This window comes from Nitrospirota bacterium, assembly GCA_016180645.1.
Classification (GTDB): domain Bacteria; phylum JACPQY01; class JACPQY01; order JACPQY01; family JACPQY01; genus JACPAV01.
On sequence record JACPAV010000010.1, the window covers coordinates 25,217 to 43,885 of the forward strand.

The window sequence follows — 18,669 nt, forward strand, 5'->3', positions numbered from 1 at the left end:
GGCGCGGCAACGACGTGCTACTACGTAAACGATTGCTGTACGAGGAATGATGTCTATACGTACGCAGCGGATGCGGACATGGCTACCGGGGATGACACACTGGCGTGCGCCTCTTACGAGAGTACGGCGACCCCGGCCCGAAGTATTCGCGAGATCATCACGAGTTGTCCTCTGGCGGCCAACACTCGTATTTTTGTCGACACAGGATTCTATCTCAGCCGCCAATACACCGTGGACTGTTCGGTCGTGGATACGGCCAACGCCTGCGAGCTGGGCGGCGCCGATCCCGCCGGCGTGGCGCCCTTCAATGATGCAGGAGCCGCGGGAAACATCCTCATTCAAGTGCCGAATATCGCCATCATCGGCGTCCCTTTCCCCGGCGGAACCGTGGTGGACGGTCACGGCGCCACCGGCGGCGGCTCGGCTCAAACCAATGTTTTCTACATCGATGGTCCCGGCGGCGCGGACAGCGTGCGAATCCAGAACATCGACATACCCCACGGCCAGCGAGGGATCTTCATCGACGATGCCGACAATAACATGATCGAAGGCGTCCTTTCACGGGACCATACAGGGGGGCCGCAGACCGGCATCGAGGAGCAACTCGGAAGCAACAACTACTTCCGAAACGTCGTCACGGCGAACAACGGGAAAAGGGGTCTCGTTCTCCTGGGGGCCGCAACCGCGGTTGTGGAGAACGGCACGTTCTACATGGATGGGTCCGCCGGTGGCGACATGAACGTTCTCGTGGGCAGCCAGGGTGGCACGGACTCCAGCAATGTGTCGATCCGGAACAGCATCTTCTTCATCGAAACCGGAAACAGGAGAGGACTCGTTGTGAACGACGGCAGCCAGGCCGGCTTCCGCAGTAACTTCAACAATTTCATCCGCGACACGGCAAGTGCGGACTGCGGTCGTTGGAGGGGGACGAACGCGACCACGTTGGCCGACTGGCAGGCTTGCACGGACAACAACAACTGCGGCGACGGTGCCACCTGCACCGCCGCCACCACCGAGTGCCTGGACGGCGGCGGCGGCGCCGACTCCTGCGATTGCGAAAGCGGCTCCGAACTTCTGGTTGCAACCACCCACCCCGTTGACAGCGCGGACCGCGATTTTCACATGAAGGGCCGATTCGGCCATTTCGACGTCGGCGAACCGACGTGGTTCAACACCGCCGATTCCGACGGGGACGGGATCATCGATGAGGGACCGTTCGAGATCTTCACGTGGGGGGACGAGATCACGTACACCGTCTCGCCCCTCGATACGGGGTGCAACGTGGCCACCGGAGCCTGCGCCGCGCGAGGGATCGCTCCCACGGGTAATTCGAGCAATTTGGAGCACGAAGGCAACAGCGACCGCCCAAACGCCGAGGGATACGCCCAGAACTACGGCGCCTCCCGCGGCAGCTTCACGCTTCCACTGACGGCCGCGGTCGTCCAGGGCACGCTGGGCGACCCGGACCTCATCGGGGGAACGCCGCCCACGCGCACCATGGGGGTGGGGGAGCCCGCGCTCATAGTAACGCTCACCCACACCGGGGGGGCCGCGAACAGCGATACGTTCATCCTCGGCGACATGGATCCGGCAGACGTGTGCACGGCGCCGGGGACACTGGCCGGCCCCGGGTCCTCTTATCTCCAGATTACGGACGGCGTGGACACGATGGTCGCCTACCTATCCGACATGAAAATCGGCGTCCCCACCGACTGGTGCATCGATCCGGGCGAAGCGGCCACGCTCTACTTCCAAGCCTACCGGCCGATGCCGGAGGGTTTCTACAGCGGCGACTACTTCGCCACGCTCGTCCTGAGAGGCTGGATGTACATCAAGGACCACTTCAGCATGGCGGGAATCAACACCCTGTCCTTCTTCCGCGATTTCATCCAGAACAAGCCCCGGCAGATGCGCGGCACGATCGGAGGGGTCAACAATTTCGGCGCGTTCGTGGACGGCCTCGTCCCCTTTCCGGACCAGGCGGTTACGACGACCAACAAATGGACCGTTCGCGGAGGCGGCGTGGCCACGGCGGACGTGGCGCGCCCGATCTACGTGCCCGGCTGTTTCGACGCCACCAACGCCGGCGCCAACGCGAACAACTCGGCCTTCACCATCCGCGCCGTGGACGGAACGGCGGACAACATCGTCCTCAGCGTATGCGAGAATGGGACCGGCGCGTACAGCCTCAGCGCGTCCGTCGGAGGGTGCGACGGCGCGAGCGACAGCTACGTCCTCATTCAAGACATGAACGGCGGCACGTATCGCACCTGTTCGGCCACGGCGGGCGTTGTGACACCGTGCGCGCTGGCCACGACCTGCGCGGCCGGCAGCACCGCGGTGACCTTCAACACGGGCGGAGATATGGGGGCGCTGTGCAACGGCCCGGCCACCGTCGAACTGGGACTCTACGATGGCGCGGCCGTTACCGTGCGCACGATCCCCGAGCCGGTTTACATTGTGGACAGCGCCACGGCCAACTGCCGCACCTCCCGCATCCAGTACGTCCAGGGCACCCGGGATATGATTCCGGGGGGGGCGATCCAGGATACCCGTGCGGTGGGCGCCTCATTCGACCCGGAGCTGTCCATCCGGACGGTCTGGAACGATCGGGGGACGATTCAGGATGATCCGGCCAACACGTTTTCGGGCCTCACGATCATGGATGCCGAGGCCCAGAGCGTTACCGATGCCTCGCCGCGCACGGTGAGCTCCTACTGCGATCCGACGGGCGACAGTTGCGACGGCGGCGGCGCGAACCCCCTCCAAGTCGGGGAGAGCATGTACATCACGTTCGACGATGCAACCAACAACGGAGTGGACGACGCAGCGCCCAACATCCCGGCCGGCATGTGCAACGGCACCGCTGAACTGCGGCTCAACGTGCGCGGAACGGAAGGGGCGGACGGCGTGGCCCTCAATGAAAATCCCACGGTGGTGGACGGCGTAACCATTTCCGGCGGATACGACTGCATGACCTGCATGGCCCAGACCCTCGAAATTTCCGGCGGTGACTCCTCGGCCGGCGACAATCGCGTCACCACCACGGCGGGTACATCCACCACATTGCGCGCTCAACTCTACAACACCGGAACGGCCGCCTTCACGATTGCCGCGGGGACCTGTCAGGGGCCTCCTTGCGTGGGCGTGGGTACGGCTTGCTGTACGGCGGGCACATGCCTCACGTTCACCGATGGCACGGCCGCCGGCACGTTCTGTGCCCCGGCGAGCAATGCTCGCACGTGTGGAGCCGACGTCTTCGCGTGCGCGGGGGCCGACAACTGCGCCTTGGGCTGCGCCGTCGGCGCCGGGACGCAGGCGCGGGTGACCTTCGCGGCCACCGTCGTCCCTGCCGTGATCCTGACAACCGAGCCGCCCAGCCCCTACACGCCGACGATCGTCATGACCGGGAGCCTGAACGAGACCTGCGACCCGGACGACATCGATGTGGATCCGGCATCCACGGGCATCGGCGACAAAGTCACCGAATCCGGCTGGATCGAAATCGAACGGTAGCGCCAAGCGCCGCGAATCGTGGCTCGCCATATGCGAAGGGGGCGCATCTCATCTTGAGATCCAGGCTGAAGCTGAGTTCTGATAGCCGGTAGTTGACACATGACTATACACGTGTCTATACTTGTATCATGCAAAAGGTAAACGCCCTTCAACTCAGGCAGTCTCTAGGCAAGATTTTGAGAAAGCTGGAGAAGACCGGCGAGCCCATCCTGGTCGAGAAGAATCGCGAGCCCAAGGCGGTGCTCGTGACGGTGAAGGATTTCAAAGAACGCTATCTGGACTTGCCCAGGCCCTCGCTCGAAGAGCGAACTCGAATCGTGGAGCGAATTGATGAACTGGCCAAAAGGGTGGCCCCGGAAATCGAGCCGACCATACCCGGCGTGAACGATATCGTGACGCTTATCCGGCAAATGCGGGGTCCCCTTCGCTGAGAATCGTTCTGGATTCCTCGGTGGCTGTCGCTTGGTTCGTGAGGACCGGGGAGCCTTGGGTGGAACCGGCTCTGAAATGCAGGGAGCGGATACGATTGGGGACGGACACCGCCATCGTCCCGGAGCTCTTCTTCTTTGAGATGGTGGCCGTCTTGTGTCGCAAACTGAAAGCGCCGGAACCTGTCGCGGGCGCGCTTCGAGAATTGGATAGCTTCGTGCGGCTAAGATTCGCGCTGGATACGGCCTTGGGCGATCTGGCCGTGGGGCTGTCCATCGCCCACGGGCTGAGCGGATATGATGCCGCCTATGTGGCTCTTGCAAGGCTGACTGAGAGTCTGTGGATCACGGCGGACCGGAAAGCGCATGAGCGTGTGGCGGCGCTAGGGCTGTCGCGGCTGGTCGGGCCGCCGTGATGAGGGAGCATCCAAAAGATGCTCCCCTACGAGTCACTCAGTCCACCGTCGTGCGAATCCGGCGCTCGGCGAGGATTCGCCCTGAATTTCCAAGTCGCCGGCCCACCGAATCGATCGTGCGCTTGGTGCAGGATTCTGAATCTCCGCCATCCGCATCGACAAATTCGGTGTCGGTGACGCTGATGTAGGCCGTCCCGTTCGGAAGCTGCACTTGGCAAAGGGTCGGCTTGGCGGTAAGGGAGGACCCCGCGGCCTCGTGACAATCCGGAGTCTCGCCGGGTTGGCCCCAATCGCAGTCCGATTCGAGATTGTGCACGGCCCATGCCACCCCGGCCTCGGCGATGTAGAGCGCCTCCCCCGAATAGAGCTGCCTCAGGCTGGCCTCCTGCTCGGTCGTCGTGACGCGATAGAGCAGAAGCCCGATCGCCGAAATGGCGATGAGGATGAAGAGGGTGGTGATGAGGTTGATGCCTCTGCTGCCAAGAGTTCCTGGTTCCTGGTTCCTGGTTCCTGGTTGCGGAGAGAGTGTCTCCTTCTTGTTCCTTCCAGGAACGAGGAACTTGCCACCAGGAACTTCTTGAATCATCGCTCCGCCAAATCCCTCGGAAAGACGCTCGTTCGGAGCGTGACGTTGCGCAGGGGGTCCGTGGTGCTCGTCCCGCGGCGAAGCTGGAGCTCGATCTGGACCCGCCAGATGAAACACATGTCGGCGGCGGCCAGCGCCCCGTCTGGAATCTGGGTCCCATTGTAGCGATAGTATTCGAATAGGTCCGAGTTGACCACGTTCCGGGCAAGGGCTTCCCACGAGGTGCAGGCGTCGCAGGCGACGGCGCCGACCGCCGCGGCGGTGCCCCGCTCGAGGGTCGTGCCGTTCTTGCGGTAACACACGCGGGGAGTGTCGGGGAGGTTTGAGCGGAACTCGAACTGGTCGTCCTTTGCGCAGAGAACGTCGGTCTCGGGCGCGCTGGTGGCACAGCCCGCGGGAACGGGGAGGGTGTTGTCGGAGTCCGAAAGCATCCGGATATCCCGCGTCATCTTCTCCAATGCCTCCATCCCCTCCTTCACCATGTCGCGCCGCTCGGCCTGCGCGAGCCCGCCGCGGATGCCTTGGGAAACGATCAGTCCGAGCACGCCGGAGAGGGCGATCGCGAGGACGATGACGAGCACGAGTTCCAGCAAGGTGAAACCGGAAAAGGTTCCTGGTTCCGGGTTCCTGGTTCCGGGTTGAGGAGAGAGTGTCTCCTTCTTGTTCCTTCCAGGAACGAGGAACTTGCCACCAGGAACTTTCTTCACCGGTTGACCACCATCGTCGTCAGATCGATGTAGGCCTGGTCCTTGGTCGTCCCGCCCCACGAGATCCGGACCGAGATGTACTTGAGATCGGCGTTGCCGGTGCCGGGGAAAGTGGACGACGAGTAGGTGGTGCCGTCGGAGGCGGGATAGCAGGTGCCGAAACATTGCCCGCTGCATGTCCCGTATCCTTTTCCGGACGTGTAGCAGACGGTGACGCGCTCGCGGAAATCGGAATAGTAGGAAATCGTCGTGCACGTGTTGTCGGCGATCAGGCCGACCCGATCCGTCCCCCCTCCCCCAAGGGGTGGGCAGCCGTCGATTTCGCTGTCCATGCCGTCGTAGTCATCGATATCGGTAAAGGGGAGGGACAGGGCGCCGCCGCCGTCGCGCGACTTGTTTGTTTCAGGACCGAGTCCCATCGCATCCGTCACCGGACTCGTGCACGTGCAGTAGGTCCCGACGGCCGGGCAGGTGTCCGGCGGCGGACAGTCCACTTGCGCCGACGTTGCCGAGATGTAGTTGTCCCACTTGTGCGAGAGGATTTCCTCCATGAGGTCTTGGCCCAGGGCGTAGGCTCGATTGTAGCTCTCCACCTGAACGCTGAGTTTCTTGCTCTGCCATATCGGGCGGAGGGCGACCACGAGGCCGACGGTGAGGAGGACGATCACCACGACCAATTCGATTAGAGTGACCCCTGAAAAGGTTCCTGGTTCCTGGTTCCTGGTTTCGGGTCCCTGGGCTTTTGACGACATCTCGATGACATTGTAGCATGGTGTGTGCCATAGAAAACTTACTGGAGGGATCGGGGAGCATGAAAGACATCGAAGAATCGGAAGTTTTCAAGCGGGCTCACACGCTCGTCCTTGAAGTGTACCGACTGACCGAGCGGTTCCCAAACCGGGAAATGTTCGGCATCTCCTCTCAACTGCGGAGGGCCGCCCTCTCCGTGACTTCCAATCTGGTTGAGGGATCACAACGGATGAACCAAGCGGAGTACCGCCACTTTGTGAGCCTCAGCAAGGGATCGGCCGCGGAGGCCCGATACCAAACGCGTGTGGCCTACGAACTTGGGTATCTTTTGGAAAAGGATTTCAGAGAACTGTCCGCTTCCTACGAAAGAGTCATCCGCATGCTCAGGGGTCTCTACGCGTCGCTCGATGGAAAGCGGCCTTCCAGGAACCAGGAACCAGGGCCTCTCTTGCCCACTAGGAACCAGGAACTAGGAACTAGGAACTCCGGAGCGTTTACGCTCTTGGAAGTCATCGTCGCCCTCGTCCTCATGGCGGTGCTGGCGGGTATTGCCATCAGCCGGATGTCGGGGTCGAGCCGGGTGAAACTGGAGCAGGCGGCGCGAATGATGTCGCACGACCTGAACTTCGCGCGCGACTGGGCCATGACGCACGCGACATCCGTGCGGGTGATCTTCGACCGGTCGACGGAAATCTACGGCGCGTCGTACTGGAGCGTGGATGCCGGCGCGGGAGCCGGCGCCTGGGAATGGATCTCGTCCTACAGCCTCGGGAGCGCCTTGACGGTGGATATGGACGAACAGTTCGAAGGGGTGGACATCGCGGACTTCTTCATCGACGGCGCTTCGGTTCCGACGGCCAATCCTCCGGACGGCGTGGGCTACACCAGCTTTGCGCTCAGCAGCCTCGGAACGCCGCGGCATGCGTACAACGGGACGCCCCTGACGTCCATGAATCGAGTTACGCTTTCCTTTGGAAGCTACACCGAGTACGTGTCGATCCAGCCGTACTCCGGCTACATCTACGTCTGCTCGCAATAGAATCGTCGAACGTCGCGCGGCGAACGTCGAACGCCAAGAACCATGAAGATCAAAGTCAAGAGCGATGATTTCGTTGTCGAAGAAGTCCTGTCTGCGCATCCCTTGTCCGATCGGGGCGACCACGTTTGGTACAAGTTGAGAAAGAAGGGCCTGACCACGCCGGAAGCGGTGGGAATCCTGGCGCGGCGATGGAGTGTCCCGCCTTCGAAGTTCCACTACGCGGGACTCAAGGACAAGTATGCGATCACGACTCAGACCCTCTCGGTTGAAGGTCCTTCGGGCGATGGTCGGCGCGAGAAAGGTGACGACCTATCCGCCGAACCGCTGGGCCGGTCGGACCGTCCGGTCGGACCCGACCTGCTCGAATCGAATCGGTTCACGGTGGTGGTGCGGGATATCCCGCCTCTGGAGACTGAAAAGATCGCCGCGGCCTTCATGGAGGTCCTCAATTTCGGGTTTGTAAACTATTTCGGCGAGCAGCGGTTCGGATCGGCGCGCCACGGTCACGGCTTCCTCGCCCGTGAACTGCTGAAAGGGGAACCTGAAAAAGCCCTGAAACTGTACCTGGCGACGTGGGATCGAAAAGACCGCTCGCGTCTCAAAGCGTTCAAGAAGCATGTGAATGAGAACTGGGGGGACTGGTCGGCCTGCCTCAAATCCTCCCAGCGATCGACCGAACGAAGCATCATCCATTACTTGAAGGATCACCCACAAGACTTCATGGGCGCGGTAAATCGCATTCCACGATCACTCCTTTCGATCTTCCTTTCCGCCTATCAAAGCTATCTGTGGAATGAGACCGTGCGGCGCCATCTTTCGGAAGCCTTCGGGGGCGAGGTCCGCCTGTTCCCCTTCCGAAACGAGCATGTCCACTGGGCCTTCTATCGGATCATGCCGGACGCGGTTTTCGCGCGGCTGGAGGACCTCAACATTCCGCTGATCGACAAGCGGGTGGTGTACCCCGACGAGTTCATGGAGAAGACTATTTCCGCGCTTCTGGCGGAAGAGGGAGTGGAGCGGAGTCAGTTTGGGCTGAAAGGTATTCGGAACGCTTTTTTCAAGTCATCTCCCCGGAAGATTGTGGTTGTCCCGGAAGATTTTGAGATCGACCCCACGGCGACGGACGAAGTCCATGCCGGGAAAAAGAAAGTCGTCCTACGCTTCTCGCTCCCTCCGGGCAGCTACGCGACAGTGCTTCTTAGACGGCTGGGGGCGTGAGGCGTGAAGGGTGATGAGTGATGTGAAAGACACGGTCGATGGATTTCCGCGGGGTTTCTCCTCACCTTTCACCCTTCACGTTTCACGACTCAGAGCAGCGCCTCAAACGTCTGCCTGGGTCGGATGATCTCCACCCGGTCCTCCTCCACCATCACCTCGGCGGGCCTCAGCCGGCCGTTGTAGTTGGACGACATGGCATACCCGTAGGCGCCTGCCGAAAGGACCGCCAGGAGGTCGTTCGCCTCCACTCGGGGCAACCGCCGGTCGCGCGCGATGAAATCGCCCGATTCGCAGACCGGACCCACCACGTCAACCTTTTCCGTTCCCCTGGCCTGCTTGCGTACGGGGAGGATCTCATGGTGGGCATCGTACAGCGTGGGGCGGATCAGATCGGTCATCGCGGCGTCCACAATCACGAACCGCTTGCCTTCGTTTTCCTTGCGGTAGAGAGCCCGCGTGAGGAGAACACCCGAGTTGCCCACAAGGCTCCTGCCCGGCTCGACAATCAACTTAAGGTCTTTACTTATAAGTCCCTGAAGTAGCGTCTGAATGTATAGAGCCGGGGAGGGGGGAGCCTCCTTCCGGTAGCGGATCCCGAGACCCCCGCCGGCGTCCACGTATTGAATGCGGATGCCGCCCTTTCCGAGTTCATGGACGAGATCGAGCACACGGCGGAGGGCGTCCTGAACGGGGGCGAGGGTCACCATCTGCGACCCGATGTGGCAGGAGATTCCTACTACCTGGACATGGGGCATTCCTTGGGCCTTGCGATAGAGGGGAAGGGCCCGTTTCCACGGAACACCGAACTTGTGTTTCTTGAGCCCCGTGGCGATGTAGGGGTGCGTCTTGGGATCGACATTGGGATTGACGCGGAACGATATCGGCGCGCGGCGCCCGATGGCCGCGGCGGTTTGTTCGATCACGTCAAGTTCCGCCTCGGATTCCGCATTGATCATGAGAATGTCGTTCCGCAGGGCGAATTCGATCTCCGATCTCGTCTTGCCCGCCCCGGAAAAAACGAGCGGACATCGGGCGCCCCCGGCCTCGGTCTGGGCCGTCTTGAGCGCCAGGAAAAGCTCGCCGGCGGAAGTCACATCGAAACCGGCTCCCAGTTCGCGGAAGGTCCGGAGAATGGCCAGGTTCGAATTGGCCTTCACGGAGTAACACACGATCGCTCGATCCTTCGCATCCGCCTCCTTGAGGCCCTGGTAGCGGTCGATCAACTCGCTCCGGCTGTACACGTAGAGAGGCGTGCCGAACCGCGCGGCCAAGACGGCCAGGGAGACGCCCTCGAGGTGTAGATCGGCCTTCCTGTAGGTGAGATACGGGGTCACGCCGTATCCCCTCCGACAACATTTGAAATCTCAAATCTCAAATTTGAAATCCCGGAGGGTGGTGGGATCACTTCATCCCCTCTTCCGCGGGCGGTAACACGAAGCTGACTTCGTTGGAATCATCGCTGAGACGGCCCGACTCGTTGGCGGATACCACCACATAGAACGCCTTGTTTCGCGCCTTTTCCAATTCCGAGGGCTTCTTCTTGAAGATTCGGCTCCCGGCGGCCGCTTCCGCGGCCTCCTTCCGAGCGGCCTCCTCGGCTTCCCGGATCTTGGCCACTTCTTCCGCCAAGGTGCGCGCTTCATCGGTGGGGATGTCGGCCCGGGTTGGGCGGCGTTCGCGGTAGCGGACGCGCTTGACCGTTTCACGTTCGGTTCTCTCGTCGAACTTGACTTCCCCCACCGCATGATACGGCGCAAACTCGATCTTCCGAAGCACCTTGAACCCGGCCAGATCTTTCAAGGTCCAGCCGTTGGCGTTGCGCCGGGGAATACTCCAAGTCAGGACGATGTCTTCGCCTTCCTCGAACAGGGTCAGGTCGATGATCCTCTGGGGAACCACGTCCTCCGGTGCGTAGGGTTTCTCCTTCCTTCCGCAGGCGGCCACCCAGGCTCCGCAGACCAACATCGCAGCCACGGAGATTCCACGTTTCATGGACGGAGCGTTCGTTCGCGTCATCGGCGCTTTGTCATAAGGTCCGGGCGGGGTAATGTCAACCCCGAGTGAGAATCTTGGCGTCTTCTTGACCGATCGCGCCGGCGATGTCCAAGCTGCCATTCACGAGTGGATACACCTTATGGTATTGACCTTGCCATGCATACCAAAGATTGGGCTTTTGTGTTGACATTCTCGGTATTTAGCCTTAAACTCACATGATGGGATGGAAAAGACAGGACTAGACTATACATGAGGTTTCTCGGGGGCAGCCAAGGAATGGTAGGTCTCGACATCGGATCGTCGGCCATCAAGCTCGTTCAGGTTACTTCGAAGCGCGACGGTTACGATCTCCAGAACCTGTCCACGGTTTCGGTCCCTTCCAAAGCGATTGTCGACGAGGCGCTGATGAACTTCTCCGCCTTGGGCGAGGCCGTGGGAACCTTGGTGAAAGACAAGGCGGTGAAGGCCAGGAAGGCCGCCTGTTCCATTTCGGGGAACGCCGTGATCGCCAAGGTGGTGACCATGCCGGCCATGGGAAAGGCCGAAATGGACGAGCAGATCCAGTGGGAGGCCGAGCAGCACATTCCGTTCAGCATACAGGATGTCAATCTTGACTATCAGATCCTGGCGCGCCGGGAGGGTGAGATGTCCATCCTTCTCGTGGCCGCGAAGAAGGAGATCCTGGCCGACTATGAGAAAGTCGTCGCCGAGGCGGGATTGGAGCTGAGCGTGGTGGATATCGACGCGCTGGCCATGTTCAATTGCTTCTACGCCAATCACTACCTGGCGAACAAGGCGGAGTTCGCCCACGGACTGGTGGCCCTCGTGAACGTGGGGGCGTCGATGACGAACATCCTGATGGTGCGGGACGGCGTACCGACGTTTCTTCGGGACGTGCCCACCGGCGGCAACATCGTGACGACGGAAATTCAGAAGGGCCTCCAGCTCAGTTTCGAGGAGGCGGAAGCGGTGAAGACGGGGCAGACGCCCGTCCAGGCGGCCCAGCAGAGCCGGCTCGATCAGGTTTTGTCCTCGGCGCTTTCGGGCATCGTGGGCGAAATTCAGCGGACGGCCGATTTCTACCTTGGCACGGCCGGGGAGGAAACCATCGGGCGCTACCTCGTGACCGGCGGAACCACCCGCGCGCCGGGGATGTTCGATCTTCTCCGTGAAAAGCTGGGGGTTGAGGTCGAGCCCCTCAATCCCTTCCAACGGGTCCACGCGGACAACGCGAGATTTTCCCACGAGGTGCTGGATGGGCTTGCCGCGGTCAGTTCCATCGGCCTCGGTCTGGCCCTCCGCCAGTCCCAGGACGCATTCAAGAAGTAACGCCATGATGATCAAGATCAACCTTCTTCCCTACCGCGTGATCAAGCGGAAGACGGAGGTCCGCTATGTGGTCCTTGTCCTGCTCGTTTCCTTGATGGCGGCGGGTGGACTCATGGTCATGTTGGAGTCGTGGGTGGTGGTCCGCGCCCGGGGCCTCCAGAAGGAGATCGTTCTTGCGGAGGCGGAAGAGGCCCGGCTGGCGAAAATCCGGGTGGAGGTCGATGAATTCAAACGCGTGGAGGCGGATCTCCAGCAAAGACTGAACGTACTGACTCAATTGCGGCAGAGCCGCACCGGCCCCGCCCGCTTCCTCGACGATCTGGCCGCCAGCACGCCGGAGCGACTTTGGGTGGAGCAATTCTCGGAGTCGGAAATCGCGCCGCCCCCTCCGCCGGCACCCCCTCCAGGACAAGCGGAGGGTCAGGCCCAGCAAGCACCACCGCCCCCGCCGCCTCAACGGATTTTCCACGTGCAGGGCAAAACGATCGATTACAAGTCCATCGCGGAATTCATGATCAACTTGAAGAACAGCGAATCGTTCGAGGAAGTGGAGTTGGAGGAGGTCCAGGAGGAGCAGCAGGACAAGGGCGGGAAGTATCTCAAGTTCTCTCTCCGGGGCGTGATCGTGAAAGTGAGCGCGGAGCTGTAGTGGCGGCCAAGGTCGATCTTCGGGTGCAGTTTTTTCGCCTGCCCGGTCCGGCTCGGTATGGTTTGGCGGCTTCGGTATCGGTGATCGCCTTCGCCATTTTCTACTTTTCCGTTTTCATGGGTCAGCAGGGGAAGATACGCAACCTCCAGGCGGTGCTCGCTCAGAAGCAGCAGGCGAATCTCATGAACCGGCATGTCGAGCAGGAGCTTCCCCGGCTCAAACAGGTGGTCAAGGATCTGGAGGCGCAGATCAATGCAGGGCTGGCCGAGCTTCCCAACGAGAAGGAAGTTCCTCAATTGATTAAGGACCTCGAGAATCTGGCGCTCAAGCTCCGCATGAAGGTCTTTTACATGAAACTTCAGAATGAAGTGGCGAAAGGATTCTATGCGGAGGTCCCCGTGGAGGTGAAGATCCGCGGCGCCTATCACAACACGGCAATCTTCTTCGACGAGATCAGCCGGTTTGCCAGAATCATCAGCATGACGAACATTCAGATCGGGCAGGTGACGAAGGACAAGGAAGGGAGTCCGCTCGTCACGACGTCTTGCCAGGCCACGACGTTTCGGTATCTGCCAAGCACCTTGCCCCAGGCGCCGGGTACGCCTTCAGGCGCGGGAGGGGGCGACCCAACTCCGAGTGCAGGGAAGCACGACAGTGGCTCACAAGAGTTATAGCCCGGCGCTCCCCATCCTGGTCCTTCTCGGCCTCGTGCTGGGTTCGTGCAAGGGGAAACAGCCGCCCGCGCCGGTCATGGCTCCCTCTCAGGCCGCCCGACCGCCCGAACTGCGCGAGGAAACTCCGAATGCGGTGAAACGGAGATACCGGTATGTTCCTGAAAATAAGCGTGATCCATTCCGGACGTACGTCGAGGCGGCTGAAGTGGTGGGGGCGCGGGATTGCGGCCTGAAGTATCCACGCGAGAATTTCAAGTTGGTCGGCATCATGTGGGGCGATGTCGCTATAGCGGCGTTTGAAGATGAAGCCGGCGAGGGCTGCTTTCTAAGGGTGGGAGACCGACTGGGAAAGGAGAAAACAGTCATCAGAGAAATCCTGTTCGATCACGTCGTCGTGGTCGAAAAGCCTCTGGGAATTGGACCGGAAATCTCTCATGAGATGTGGCTCAATGAAGCGGCGAAGTAGCTTCGTGGCGCGAGGCGCGTGGCGCGTGGCGCGGGTCCTGGGGTCTTTTCTTTTTACATTCTTATTCACGATTCACGATTCACGACTCACGACTTACGACCCCCACGATGGGGGAAGTGCCGCGAGAGGGCAGGAGCCCGGAGCGGCCGGCTCACGACTTGCGACTTACGACTTCCGACTCACGACCCCCCCCGCCTGGGCCCAGGACGAAGATGAGGAGGAACTGGAGGAATTGGACGAGGTGGAAGAGCCTTCCGAACCTGCTCCATCGGCCCCTTCGCCCAAAGCGGAGCCCTCGCCTGGCGGCAAAGACAAGACGACGGAGGCCGGTGAAACTCCGGGCGGCGGTGATGAGGAGGCCGATGAGGACGAGGAGTTGGAGGAAGTCGAGGAGGATGCCTCCGGTCGGGCGAAAACGCCCGCTCCGGTCGGATTGAACGTGGACAGGATTGACTTCAAGAAAGAAGAGGGGTGGGCGCGCATCGTGGTGACCTGCTCGGCCCCCGTCACGTACCAGACGTCCCAGATCGAGGCGAAGGCGGTGGCTCTCGATATCCAGGGAGCGATGCTTAAGCCGGACCTCCAAAGGATTCTTGACGTCACCGCGTTTCAGAGCGTGGTGCATGCCATCGTACCGACTCAATTGCAGGGCGCGCCGAATCCAGTGGTTAGGGTCTTGGCCTCTCTGATGCAGCCGGCGGCGTTTCAAGTCGATGCGAAGGGAAGAACGCTCCTGTTCTCCTTCAAGGAGCCACCGGGAGGGGTCGCGCCCGGGCCGGCCCAACTGGCCGGGGAGATCAACATCACCGAGGAGTCGTCGGATCGCCGGAAAGTTTTTACGGGTCCCCGGATTTCCCTCGATTTCAAGGAGATCGATATCGACAACGTTCTCCGGCTCCTGGCGGATGTCACCGGGATCAACATTGTGGCCGACGATGACGTGCAGGGGAAAATTACCATCAAGCTGAGCGACGTTCCGGCGGACCAGGCGCTGGATGTGGTGCTCGAGACGAAGGGGCTTGGGCGCGTGGAGATCGGCGATCGAATCTTCCGGATCGCGCTAAAGACGCGTCTCGCGGAGGAGATGTCGAAGAAGGTGGAGGCCAAGAAAGCGGAAGAGAAGGCGGAGCCGTTGGTGACGAAAGTAGTGGCGGTGAATTATGCTTCGGCAGCTGAATTCGAAGGATTGATCAAGGACTCCATCCTGACGGAACGCGGCAAGATCAAGGTCGACACTCGTTCCAACACGATTGTCGTCAAGGATGTGAACAAGGCCGTCGCCGAGGCGATCACCCTTGTTCGTCGGCTGGACATCCAGACCCCCCAAGTGCTGATCGACACCAAGATTGTCGAGGCGACCACCAATTTCCTTCGCACCGTCGGCGCCCAACTGGGCGCCACTTTGAATCTGGATCAGGCGCGGGGGGTGGCGATGGGTCCGGTAACGGCGGCTCAAGTGGGAGGCGCGGGGGTGACTGGGACGACGGTCCCTTCCCTGAACAACAACTTTCTGGTGGACTTTCCGGCTGGAGAAATCGGCGCCGGTCGGGGCAGTGGGATAGGGCTTTCGCTGGGCACACTGGGAAACTTTGCCACGGTCAACTTCATTCTGTCGGCACTGAAGGAATCGGGTGAAGGCAGGGTCGTGGCCAGCCCTCGCGTGACCAGCCTGGACAACAAGGAGGCCATGATTCTTCAGGGCGAAGCGATCCATATCTTGACCGTGACGGCCCAAGGCTCCGCCGTGCAGGAAATCGAGGCGGTGCTCCGTCTTAGGGTCACACCCCACATCACAACGGATGGAAGTGTTTATCTCAAGATCAAGCTGGAACGGAACGAAGCCGATTTCAGTCGACTGGTGGCGGGAATCCCCAACATCATCAGGCGTGAGGCCGAAGCGGAGCTTCTCGTCCGGAACGGCGAAACGGTGGTCATAGGGGGTGTACATACGCGGATCGCGCGGAAGGCGAAATCCGGCGTCCCCATCTTGTCCGACATTCCAATCATCGGTATGCTGTTTAGAAACAGTCAGAGAAGGGAGTCGTCGGATGAACTGGTGATGTTCCTGACTCCGCGAGTGCTCAATTTGCAGAATATCGAAGCTGTCGAGACCATCGCCGAGCAGTCGGAAGAGGAGGCACTGAAGGAAATGAAGAAAGACGTCAGCATGGCCAGATAGCATGTTGCGATATCTGACCGCCGGCGAATCCCACGGCCCTCAGGTGACGGCCATTCTGGAGGGGCTCCCCGCGGGACTGCGCCTTTCGCGGGAGGATATCGATGCGCAGTTGACTCGGAGGCAGGGAGGGTACGGTCGGGGGGGCAGGATGAAAATCGAAACCGATCGCGTCGACATGGTTTCCGGCCTCCGGTTCGGAGAAACCCTCGGCGGCCCGCTCACCATGGTCGTACGCAATAAGGATTGGGAGAACTGGAAAAGGGAGATGGACCCCTTCGAGGGCCCGCCTGAGAGTCACAAGCCGTTCACCCGGCCAAGGCCGGGGCACGCGGATCTGGTCGGCGGCCTCAAGTATGCTCATGAAGACCTTCGAAACGTGCTGGAGAGGGCCTCGGCCAGGGAGACAACCGCTCGCGTGGCCGTGGGCGCGGTATGCCGGCGGCTGCTTCACGAATTCGGCATCCGGTTCCTGAGCTATGTACGCGAAATCGGCGGGATAACCGTTGAGACCGGCGACCTGCCCTTTGATGAAAAGTCCGATCTGTCCGATCGATCGGATCTCCGTGTCTTCGACCCCGATGCCGAGGCGCGCATGAAAAAGAAAATCGACGAGGCACGAAAACGAGGTGAAACGCTCGGAGGGGTTTTCGAAGTTGTCGGCTTGGGAATCCCGCCGGGGCTGGGGAGTTTCGTCCAATGGGACCGGAAGCTGGACGGCCGGTTGGCCCGGGCACTCATGAGCATCCAGGCCATCAAGGGTGTGGAAGTGGGAATAGGATTCGAGGCGGCTCGCTTGCCGGGTTCGGAAGCCCACGACGAAATCTTCTATGAGAAGGCTTCGACATGGGGATTCTATCGGAAGACGAACCGAGCGGGTGGTCTTGAAGGGGGCATGACCACCGGCGATGCGCTGGTTGTCCGAGCAGCCATGAAACCTCTATCAACCCTGATGAAGCCGCTTCAGAGTGTGGACATTCGAACGAAGGAGCCGTTCATCGCTCAAGTCGAGCGGTCGGATGTGTGTGCGGTCCCGGCTGCCGGTGTGGTGGGCGAGGCGGTGGTTGCTTTCGAAATTTGCGAAGTATTCTTGGAGAAATTTGGGGGCGACAGCCTGGAAGAGACCCGGCGCAACTATGAGGGGTACGTTCGCCAGGTGAAAGAGAGGTGACCGCGGTGGACAAGACAATCTCACGATTCTGTTTCGGCTTGACCGCGCTTGCGGCGGGTGCTTGTACGGAAGTGATGGGTCCGCCGGACATGGTGCTGGAGGCTGATTCGGTGCAGGTGTCCGATGCGGAAGGGGATCAAGTTTCCTCCGGGGGCTTTGCGTTCTATGATGGCTGGAGCTACGTCGTAAACGTTCTGGCCTATAGGATCGTGGAGGAGCAGGATGCTCGAAAAGAGCCGGTTCCGACCATTAATCGTGACGGCGCTCGCATCCAAGTCCTTCCGGGTGTGCTCGTGGATCTCCACATGGACTATTTTTTCGTTTCGGATTGCACGCTTTTCCCCGCCGCGTCCTCCCTTCGCCAAGACGAGGAATACTGGCAGCTCTCTCAGGTCGGGGTCCAGAGCAAGGACTGCGCCATCCTGCTCCCCGCCGATCAGCTCGAGGCTCAGAAGAAGGGGGGCGCGTTGCCGGAATGCCTCCTGATGGGCATCGGGCCGGAGGACAACGGCAAGGTGGTCCTCGCGCGCACGGGACCCAACGGTCGGTTGATCCTGAAAATGCGATTTACAGACCCCGACCCGGACACCGATATTCAGGCGTTCTTTATGAAACTTCTCGCCATCTCCGGAGGCGCCTCGATGGCCTTCCAAATCCCCACGGAGGCCGGCAACGTCTGCGGTCAGACCGGCGGCGGGCTCGCACCGCCGCGGCTGCCTAGCTTCTTCCGGCGGCCTCCACCCCGGCTGAGATAGCGTAAACAAGTCGAACAGCGTAGGCTGGCGCCGTGGAAATCCGCGCTGTATCTTTGTGCAAGTCTTTCCGTCACAAGACAGGTGTAATCGAGGTCCTCAAGGGTCTCGATCTGTCGGTGGGCCAGGCGCAGGCCGTGGCCATCATGGGAGCCTCAGGGGCGGGGAAGAGCACGCTCCTTCATATTCTCGGTACGCTGGATCACCCCACCTCCGGAACGGTGACCTACGATGGCTTGGAGCTGAATGGCCGAAATGGCCAGGATCTGACCCGGTTCCGCAACGAAAATATCGGATTCGTATTCCAAGCCTTCTTCCTCCTCCCCGAATTTACGGCCCGGGAAAACGTGATGATGCCGGCATTGATCCGGGGCATGACTCCCGCGGAGGCGCAATCCACGGCGGAGGAGATCCTGCGGGCGGTCGGTCTCGAAAACAGGTCTCGACACAGGCCGGGCGAGCTTTCAGGCGGCGAGCAACAACGGGTGGCCATCGCGCGTGCGCTGATCCTGAAACCGCGGATTCTCCTGGCCGATGAACCGACGGGGAATCTCGATCAGAACACGGGGGCTGAAATCTTCGAGCTGCTGCGGAAACTCCAGCACGACGGCGGGATGACGCTCATCATGGCCACTCACAATCTCCACCTTTCGGCCAGGATGGACGTGGCTTACCGGCTGGAGGGCGGCAAGCTTCAGCCCGCCTGATCAGCGGTCGGGGGTCGGCGTTCAGAGGTCCGGAACCAGGAACCAGGAACCAGGAACCAGGAACCAGGAACCAGGAACCAGGAACTAGGA

At 61.0% G+C, this 18,669-nt stretch carries 18 protein-coding genes (1 of these 18 running past the window's edge); 13 read left to right on the top strand and 5 right to left on the bottom strand.

Translation table 11 applies throughout. The features are described 5' to 3' along the window. From HYT87_07780 to HYT87_07790, 3 genes are all read left to right on the top strand, one after another. Window positions 1-3,516: the 3' portion of a right-handed parallel beta-helix repeat-containing protein gene (locus tag HYT87_07780; GenBank protein MBI2059653.1), read on the top strand. Its footprint begins 102 nt before the window's first position; 3,516 of the gene's 3,618 nt are visible here — the last part of the coding sequence; the start codon falls outside the window, past its left edge; it ends in the stop codon at window positions 3,514-3,516. Window positions 3,517-3,644: 128 nt separating this feature from the next. Next, window positions 3,645-3,947, top strand: a complete 303-nt coding sequence (locus tag HYT87_07785) for a type II toxin-antitoxin system Phd/YefM family antitoxin (GenBank protein MBI2059654.1) — start codon at window positions 3,645-3,647, stop codon at window positions 3,945-3,947. 38 nt (window positions 3,948-3,985) lie between these two features. After that, window positions 3,986-4,360: a type II toxin-antitoxin system VapC family toxin gene (locus HYT87_07790; protein MBI2059655.1), complete on the top strand. Its 375-nt coding sequence runs from the start codon at window positions 3,986-3,988 to the stop codon at window positions 4,358-4,360. Between the two features lie 37 nt (window positions 4,361-4,397). On the opposite strand, the gene HYT87_07795 is transcribed toward HYT87_07790, so the two are convergent. From HYT87_07795 to HYT87_07805, 3 genes are read right to left on the bottom strand one after another with little or no spacing between them, the layout of a single operon-like run. Next, a complete protein-coding gene (locus HYT87_07795) occupies window positions 4,398-4,946 on the bottom strand; it encodes a pilus assembly PilX N-terminal domain-containing protein (GenBank protein MBI2059656.1) in 549 nt (182 codons plus the stop codon). Next, window positions 4,943-5,653, bottom strand: coding sequence for a hypothetical protein (locus HYT87_07800; protein ID MBI2059657.1), 711 nt, complete (start codon window positions 5,651-5,653; stop codon window positions 4,943-4,945). Before HYT87_07800 ends, HYT87_07795 begins: the two co-directional genes overlap by 4 nt. Further along, entirely contained in the window at window positions 5,650-6,405 is a 756-nt protein-coding gene (locus tag HYT87_07805; GenBank protein ID MBI2059658.1) for a hypothetical protein, read from the bottom strand. Before HYT87_07805 ends, HYT87_07800 begins: the two co-directional genes overlap by 4 nt. A 59-nt stretch (window positions 6,406-6,464) precedes the next feature. Between HYT87_07805 and HYT87_07810 the strand changes: the two genes are divergently transcribed. Beyond that, on the top strand, window positions 6,465-7,442 hold the full coding sequence (locus HYT87_07810; GenBank protein MBI2059659.1) for a four helix bundle protein: 978 nt from the start codon (window positions 6,465-6,467) through the stop codon (window positions 7,440-7,442). 42 nt (window positions 7,443-7,484) lie between these two features. Next, entirely contained in the window at window positions 7,485-8,660 is a 1,176-nt protein-coding gene (gene truD / locus HYT87_07815; GenBank protein ID MBI2059660.1) for a tRNA pseudouridine(13) synthase TruD, read from the top strand. Between the two features lie 89 nt (window positions 8,661-8,749). Here the strand turns inward: truD and lysA are convergent, their stop codons facing one another. Together lysA and HYT87_07825 are read right to left on the bottom strand one after the other, a co-directional pair. Further along, window positions 8,750-9,994, bottom strand: a complete 1,245-nt coding sequence (gene lysA, locus HYT87_07820; protein ID MBI2059661.1) for a diaminopimelate decarboxylase — start codon at window positions 9,992-9,994, stop codon at window positions 8,750-8,752. A gap of 67 nt (window positions 9,995-10,061) precedes the next feature. Further along, on the bottom strand, window positions 10,062-10,652 hold the full coding sequence (locus HYT87_07825; protein ID MBI2059662.1) for a hypothetical protein: 591 nt from the start codon (window positions 10,650-10,652) through the stop codon (window positions 10,062-10,064). 279 nt (window positions 10,653-10,931) lie between these two features. Here HYT87_07825 and pilM point away from each other — a divergent pair, with 279 nt between their 5' ends. The 8 genes from pilM to HYT87_07865 are packed head-to-tail and all read left to right on the top strand — an operon-like array spanning window position 10,932 to window position 18,579. Beyond that, window positions 10,932-11,984, top strand: coding sequence for a type IV pilus assembly protein PilM (gene pilM / locus HYT87_07830; protein ID MBI2059663.1), 1,053 nt, complete (start codon window positions 10,932-10,934; stop codon window positions 11,982-11,984). Window positions 11,985-11,988: 4 nt separating this feature from the next. Continuing rightward, complete coding sequence (locus tag HYT87_07835; GenBank protein ID MBI2059664.1) at window positions 11,989-12,633, top strand: PilN domain-containing protein; 645 nt, start codon at window positions 11,989-11,991, stop codon at window positions 12,631-12,633. Next, a complete protein-coding gene (pilO, locus tag HYT87_07840; GenBank protein MBI2059665.1) occupies window positions 12,633-13,307 on the top strand; it encodes a type 4a pilus biogenesis protein PilO in 675 nt (224 codons plus the stop codon). Before HYT87_07835 ends, pilO begins: the two co-directional genes overlap by 1 nt. Beyond that, window positions 13,288-13,773, top strand: a complete 486-nt coding sequence (locus HYT87_07845) for a hypothetical protein (protein ID MBI2059666.1) — start codon at window positions 13,288-13,290, stop codon at window positions 13,771-13,773. The genes pilO and HYT87_07845 overlap by 20 nt, the downstream gene beginning before the upstream one ends. Further along, window positions 13,757-15,952: a type IV pilus secretin PilQ gene (gene pilQ / locus HYT87_07850; GenBank protein ID MBI2059667.1), complete on the top strand. Its 2,196-nt coding sequence runs from the start codon at window positions 13,757-13,759 to the stop codon at window positions 15,950-15,952. Before HYT87_07845 ends, pilQ begins: the two co-directional genes overlap by 17 nt. 1 nt (window position 15,953) lies before the next feature. Further along, entirely contained in the window at window positions 15,954-17,120 is a 1,167-nt protein-coding gene (aroC, locus tag HYT87_07855) for a chorismate synthase (protein ID MBI2059668.1), read from the top strand. A gap of 5 nt (window positions 17,121-17,125) precedes the next feature. After that, window positions 17,126-17,875, top strand: coding sequence for a hypothetical protein (locus tag HYT87_07860; protein MBI2059669.1), 750 nt, complete (start codon window positions 17,126-17,128; stop codon window positions 17,873-17,875). 32 nt (window positions 17,876-17,907) lie between these two features. Next, a complete protein-coding gene (locus HYT87_07865) occupies window positions 17,908-18,579 on the top strand; it encodes an ABC transporter ATP-binding protein (GenBank protein MBI2059670.1) in 672 nt (223 codons plus the stop codon). Window positions 18,580-18,669 lie beyond the last annotated feature (90 nt).